8 protein-coding genes and 1 pseudogene are annotated in these 6354 nt (G+C 36.2%); all 9 read right to left on the bottom strand.

Features of this window, described 5'->3' with window-relative positions; all coding sequences use genetic code 11:
• Nucleotides 1–75: 75 nt before the first annotated feature.
• A complete protein-coding gene (locus AC1DSB_RS12495; protein WP_477532421.1) occupies nt 76–600 on the bottom strand; it encodes a GNAT family N-acetyltransferase in 525 nt (174 codons plus the stop codon).
• A gap of 75 nt (nt 601–675) precedes the next feature.
• Nucleotides 676–1803, bottom strand: a complete 1128-nt coding sequence (locus AC1DSB_RS12490; RefSeq protein WP_477586820.1) for a DUF4362 domain-containing protein — start codon at nt 1801–1803, stop codon at nt 676–678.
• Nucleotides 1804–2083: 280 nt separating this feature from the next.
• Nucleotides 2084–3145: an ABC transporter permease gene (locus AC1DSB_RS12485; protein ID WP_477532423.1), complete on the bottom strand. Its 1062-nt coding sequence runs from the start codon at nt 3143–3145 to the stop codon at nt 2084–2086.
• A gap of 4 nt (nt 3146–3149) precedes the next feature.
• Nucleotides 3150–4016: an ABC transporter permease subunit gene (locus AC1DSB_RS12480; RefSeq protein WP_477586819.1), complete on the bottom strand. Its 867-nt coding sequence runs from the start codon at nt 4014–4016 to the stop codon at nt 3150–3152.
• A 145-nt stretch (nt 4017–4161) separates the two neighbouring features.
• A complete protein-coding gene (locus AC1DSB_RS12475) occupies nt 4162–4302 on the bottom strand; it encodes a hypothetical protein (RefSeq protein WP_477532425.1) in 141 nt (46 codons plus the stop codon).
• The gene (locus tag AC1DSB_RS12470) at nt 4292–4804 is read right to left on the bottom strand and encodes a hypothetical protein (RefSeq protein ID WP_477532426.1); all 513 of its coding nucleotides are present in this window, start codon (nt 4802–4804) and stop codon (nt 4292–4294) included. The genes AC1DSB_RS12475 and AC1DSB_RS12470 overlap by 11 nt, the downstream gene beginning before the upstream one ends.
• 26 nt (nt 4805–4830) lie before the next feature.
• Complete coding sequence (lepB, locus tag AC1DSB_RS12465) at nt 4831–5391, bottom strand: signal peptidase I (RefSeq protein WP_477586818.1); 561 nt, start codon at nt 5389–5391, stop codon at nt 4831–4833.
• A gap of 120 nt (nt 5392–5511) precedes the next feature.
• Nucleotides 5512–5739 carry a helix-hairpin-helix domain-containing protein gene (locus AC1DSB_RS12460; protein ID WP_477532427.1) on the bottom strand — a complete coding sequence of 76 codons (228 nt, stop codon included), beginning with the start codon at nt 5737–5739 and terminating at the stop codon, nt 5512–5514.
• A 164-nt stretch (nt 5740–5903) separates the two neighbouring features.
• A pseudogene (locus AC1DSB_RS12455) lies at nt 5904–6354 on the bottom strand (argininosuccinate lyase); the annotation flags it as partial.

Genomic DNA, 6354 nt, shown 5'->3' with positions numbered 1-6354 from the left:
TGTGCAGTTGTATCATAGCTCTTAATCTCATAAGCACTCGTTTGTTCTATAACAATTTGTTATTCTCAATGGTTTTCACTTTAACAAAGAATAAATATCAGTATCAAATGGAACATCATTTTGATACATATAATTTCTCAAAGTTCCTTCTTTTACAAAGCCTAATTTTGTTAACAGCTCATTAGATGCTTTATTTTCAACGAAAACAACTGCTCCAATCCGCATTAAACCAAGTTCTTTAAAACCATAGGAAATCACTTTACTAACAGCTTCAGTCGCATATCCTTTGCCCCAATGTTCAGGAAAAAGTGCATAGCTTATATCTGCTCGCTTATGTCCTTGTGACCAATCTTGTAACCCAATTGTTCCGATAATTCCATCCGTACCTTTCATTTCAATTCCCCATTTAATACCACTTTTTTCATCGTAATTCTTCGAAAAATTCCTGACAATTTGTTTTACCTGATCTACACTTGTTAATGGATTTTGTCCGTAATAACGCAATACATCTGAATTAGAGAAACAATTTAATATATCTAATGCATCAGATTCAATGAGTTCTCTCAAAACTAATCGTTCAGTTTCTAATATAGGAAACATTTTCTCACTCCTTTTGTTTAATCCTAGAATCCCCTTATGATTTTTCATTTAAAGGGAGAATAATCCGACACTAAATTAGTCGTTAGCATTTATCTCTATTTTCTTAATATCTTTCACATTTGCAGTACCTGGTTTGGATCCTCTTACATTTCCATTTAAGGTTGCTTGAACTTTATCTCCAATACTGAACTCCGTGGTATTGACGCCTTCTAAATTGGTAAAGTCAAACACAAACGAATTCATATCTGATTGAGGCAGTTCAACTTTGATCCATTCAAAATCAAGCATATTTATTTCTTCAACTATTAACATTGTATCCTTCGTCATTTCTAGGACATAACCTTGAACTTTGATTTCTGGTTCAACACTTTGTTCCTTTTCAGATTGTTCGATAATGTATTCTGCAACCTCTGTTAATTTCACACCATCCACGCTTTGGTCGCATGCAGCCCAGCGAAATACTCGTTGACCACTGTTAATGTGCACCTTTAATTGATAGTTCATTATATCCTCAATATCACACATCGCCTTCAGATCTTTTTCAGCTAAGTAATTTGCAAACACTAATCTTTTATACACCTCTTGCTTTATATGTGGTGGTATATCAAAATCGGCCATTACTTGCGTTTCATTCACAGTGATTTCTTTTTTCGCCTGTTTTGTTAAAGTATTGATTTCATTTTCGAGCTCCTCTCCATACATCAGCTCAAACTCAAAAAGATCCTGCTCACTGCTGTCGTAGCTTATTTGTAAAATTTTATCCATCCCATACGGAATACCATTACAGTCAATCGCGATATATGAAAGATTGGTATCGTTGGTTTCCTTAACCATATTGCCACATTTGTTGGTAATGATTTCGCCACTTCCATAAGTGTCTCTACTATAATCGTTCTTCACTTCAAGTGATTCTCCGTTATATGTTAAATCAGTTACTATTGGGGCTCCTTCAATCGTGTAATGGACAATACGCAAATCTGAAGCAATCCCGTTCTGGATGTTGTCATAGAAACCCTGCATTTGTTCCCAGCCCTCAACTCCTCCATGGGTATCCAGAACATCAACATTATGTACGCCCTTTACCTCGAGTTTATAACTATCAGCTTTTTGAGTTCCTCCTTTGATACTGTCATTTCCGACCGTGGTGCAACCAACTAGAATGATAATTAACAATAGAAGGATATTATACGTAAAATTCTTCATCGACTCCTCACATCCATCTTGCGAATTTGTAATGAATACCTCTGCCAAAAGATAAAAGAAAGACATTCCTCTTTTGAAGTAAAGTCCTATTAGTTAATAAGCGTATGTGTCATTGTTATTAAATATATTTCATAGTGATGGTACCCTTGCCCTTTTTGTATTTTACAGTCGCCATTGCCCCGTTCACCAAGATATTTTGTGGTGGACTAACTGTTCTCCTCCTCAAAAAGRAATTCTAAGTCCCCCTTGATACTATGAATAAATTCATATTCACTCCACTTCATTTGATTAATTTAACGTTGGATAAATGAATCCTCTCAAATGGACGATCACCTTTAATGGTTTCAATTTCAATTCGTTTTTGAACAGGCTCCCTCATGCTATCGACAGCTGCTAATACTCTCGTCAAGCCTTCCATCATCCCTTTAGCAGACAGGATTAGAAGCGAAATAAACAGAATTGGAATGAAAGCAATCCATGGATAAGAAGTCCATAAAAATTCCCACCACATTCCAAGTAAACCAGCCCATTCGTTTGAATTGGAGATTTGTTTTGTAAAGCCAAATAAATCTCCACGCCTCATATATCCTCCTATGAATAACCCAAGTACGGCTAAATGGGACATCAAGATCAGGGTGTGAATGAAATCCCTTAAGAAAATAATCGCCAGTTGAGGAACTAAAAAAGGTTTGATATGTTTGGTGACAATTCGCCAATTACTGGCTCCAAGCGTTCTGGAACTTTCTATGAATTCCTTCTTATAAATGGACTTTACTTCATTTGCAATCAAGATCGAATTTGTTGGAATAAATAGAAGGGCAAAAATAACGAAATAGAATAGTATCCTGCTCCAATAGGGCAATGGCTCCGGCCCTTTGATTAAGGCACCATCTACAAGTAACATCTCCACTTCTGAAATTAAGATTCCGTTCAATAGTAGAAAGGCCAATAAAGTCATTGGGAAGTAATTAAATGCATCCGCTATTGATTTAAGAGGTTTTTCAATTTTCTGCAGGAAGAAATGAATAAAAAGCCCAATCCAAATGGATGGAAAAACGCGGAGAAATGTAATAATCAATGCCGCTGCTATTGTATATTTTGCTCCTACAAGCATGACGATAAATATATCCCGTCCAAAATTGTCAGTTCCTAAGGGAGGAAAGTTTTTATAACTGTAAGGTGCAGGTAATGGTTTCCCCTGGCTATCATAAAGTAATGAAGCTGTAGGAATTCGATCATTAAATAAGAAAAAATATAGCGTGCTGACTACTAACAGTCCACTGATGATGAGGAAGCCAGAAAGAAACAACTTGTTTAAAAGAAGTCTTTTTATGATAAACACGTAATCACCATTCCAATCTTTGGCCAGTATATTTTTCTATAAGGCTAGTAATGACTGCATAGATAAGGAAAATCGGAACAAAAAACATGATCAATGTGAATGCGATCACATTCGGATTTGGATAGCTCATTATAAAAGTAAAGATTCCATAGATGTTGAATAGTTTCTCGAAAATTACCATTGAGGACAATAAATATAGAACAATCGTTTTACTATGATTAAAGATGCTTGGTGTGATATTTCTCAGCACATGGTAAAAGAAGATTTCCGTTTTATTAAAACCTTTACTTCTTGCCAATTCTACGTATGATTTATTCCATTCATCGCTTACTAAATGAAGGTTGATTCTGAAAATCATGAATGCAGGAATCAAGGCCAACGTAACAATCGGTAAGAAATATGTTTGGTTCTGGGATGAGCCTGCTACAGGAAATAACAAATGGCCGCTTTGCTTGAAATATAAAATAACAGAAAATTGAATGAGCATTATAATGAATAAGTCGGGTAAGGATTCCAACAACGATACGATTCTAGATACCATATCGTTTATTTTTTTTGGAAGCAGGACTGTGAAGTACGTAATTAATAAACCGAAGATAATAGCTATACATAATGCCGAAATAAARATGGTTAATGAGTAAAAGTAGTAATCCCAAAAATTCAAGAAAATCGAATATTCATGGTTGGTCGGTCCTAAAATGATTAATTTTTCAGGGGCAATAAGAGACGTGACGATATGCCACRCATTGTCCAGAAACAAAGTGAAATCAAGTTGGATACCATTTGTAAATAACCCTACAAAAGCACTCAACAAAACGATACCGAGTACAACATAAAGAAAACGTGTTAAGACTCCTAAACTTGAAATCATATCAATTCTCCACCTTAAGTTCATAATCCAAAAAATTACACTTAAAGTTAACATTACCATACTGTCATTAATTGTAATAGACATTAATTGTCTTTTCTGATTATTTATTATTCAACAACAAGAATTTTGAACAAAAGAAAAAGAGCTACGTATGTAGCCCAAGAATCAGATCAGAATTGTTGCGAAGTCCACTTTTCAACTTTTTTATCAATTGTTTGATGAATGCTTCTTTTCCCTCCTGGTACTCATATGTGTTATCAGGAGACCAAGTTACTTTATTTTTCATTTAACCAGTCTTCCACTTTTTCACTCATCTCTTTTTCTAAACTCTCGATGGTTTCGGCATCATGCACTGCTATTTTTGCGTATTTTTCCGGAAACATTTTCTTTACTGAAGAAGCGTACTGATTACCGTTCTTTGGTTCAATGTATTTGATAACTTCATAACCAGAATCAGCTTTCTTCAATTGTATCAACGCAGGTAACGAGTGCCCCGATTGACTTTCGACTCCATTTGCCTTATTGAATCCACTGAAATATGACCACATGTATACGTTTATTACTCCATTTTCTTCACTGGTCCCATAGATTCTGTGGACTTCAAATTGTTTCTCTGATGGATAGTATATGCCCTTGTATTTTTCTACGATATAATCCGAAATAACTTCATCCATTTCTTCTGTCACATGTGAATTTCCATCCTTGATCTCGGGAACATCTGGAGCACACCCCACCAAAAAGATTGATAGAATCAGGAAAAACCATTGATTCATTTGCCACCTTTTCACTATAAATTTCTCCCTATCATATATAGTTATTGAACCCGACCGATTTCATTTAGTGGCCAAAAAGCAACGCTTGTGCTGCCTATGACTTCCTCCATCGGGACTAAACCAATTATTCGGCTGTCTGTACTGTTACTCCGATTGTCTCCCATCACAAACAAGTAACCATCTGGAATCACTTTCTCTCCTGTCAGTTCTTCAAGGGTGAAATCCTCTGTTAAAGTACCGCTGCTCACTTCGTTTTTATTTGATTCCAAATAGGGTTCTTCTTGAGGTTCACCATTGATAAATAATTGATCATTTTTATAAGCGACATGATCTCCTGGCAATCCAATCACTCTTTTAATATAATCTTGTTTTTCAGTTGCGTGGAAAACTACGATATCATACCGATTTGGACCCTCAACTTCGTAGCCGATTTTATTAACAATCATTCGCTCTCCATTTTCAAGAGTCGGCATCATTGATTCCCCGTCGACAACAATCGGGGTGAATAAGAAATAACGAATTAGCCAAGCTGCACTAAAGGCAATGAGCAATGCTTTTGCCCACTCCCAGACCTCATTTTTTTCTTTTTTAACTTGTTCCATCCTTTGGCCTCCTGGCATCTAAAACAATAATTGTTCGTTTCTATTCCATTACATGATTTTTTTATTTCACTTACTACGAAGACGAAAAGTAAAAAGTAAAAGTTTCAAATCAATATTGAGTCATTTAATCTCAGAACCATTTGCGAAAGTTAATCCTTTTTCAATTAATGCGCGTCGGATTATATCAAGCGCTTTCGGACCCATTCCATGTAATTTCAAAACCTCAGCCTCACTAACTTTGGTTAATTGCTCAAGCTGGAGATATCCAGCTCCAACCAGTGCACGTCGTGCTGGTGCGCCTATAGAAGTTGGGATGTCACTTATTAAACTACTATTATTTTTCGTCATTACTTCTCACCTTTCTTGAATGATTATTCAAAATAAAATTGTTAAGGATTAATTTCTATAATCATCCACTTATGTCCTTCTTTCCCCCCTTTTCAAAACGACGAACAATTCAAAACTAAAAAAACAACCCACCTGTCAGCTACTGCTTAACAAGCGGGATGTTTTCATACTAATGATTTTGCTTTTTCAATTTGCATACGGACTTGATCAAAACCAGTTCCCCCAAGCGAATTTCTTCGCTTAACTGCCGCTTCGGGTGACAGTACATCGTAGATATCGGGTTGAATTAAACTACTGGCTTCCTGCAAGTCTTCTATCGTAAGGTCCAACAAGTAAATGCCGCGTTGGATACATAGGAAAACGAGCTTCCCTGTGACTTCATGTGCTTCTCGGAACGGCATACCATTTGTCGCCAAGTAATCGGCAAGTTCCGTAGCATTTGAAAAGTCTTGATGCACCGCTTCATTTAATCGCTTTGTGTGGACAGTCATGGTTCTTACCATGCCTTCAAAAATTTGAAGAGATCCATTCAAAGTCTGAACCGTATCGAACATGCCTTCTTTGTCTTCTTGCATATCTTTGTTATACGTGAGTGGCAATCCTTTAAGCGTAGTC

Source organism: Paenisporosarcina sp. P4_E4_2, assembly GCF_056401595.1.
Note: the sequence above shows the minus strand (reverse complement) of the source record. Positions and strands in the feature narration are given on the sequence as shown.

Excerpts from the sequence above, each read along its gene's own strand:
- AC1DSB_RS12495 (WP_477532421.1), bottom strand. The coding sequence starts at position 600 with ATGTTTCCTATATTAGAAACTGAACGATTAGTTTTGAGAGAACTCATT.
- AC1DSB_RS12490 (WP_477586820.1), bottom strand. The coding sequence starts at position 1,803 with ATGAAGAATTTTACGTATAATATCCTTCTATTGTTAATTATCATTCTA.
- AC1DSB_RS12475 (WP_477532425.1), bottom strand. The coding sequence starts at position 4,302 with ATGAAAAATAAAGTAACTTGGTCTCCTGATAACACATATGAGTACCAG.
- lepB (WP_477586818.1), bottom strand. The coding sequence starts at position 5,391 with ATGGAACAAGTTAAAAAAGAAAAAAATGAGGTCTGGGAGTGGGCAAAA.
- AC1DSB_RS12460 (WP_477532427.1), bottom strand. The coding sequence starts at position 5,739 with ATGACGAAAAATAATAGTAGTTTAATAAGTGACATCCCAACTTCTATA.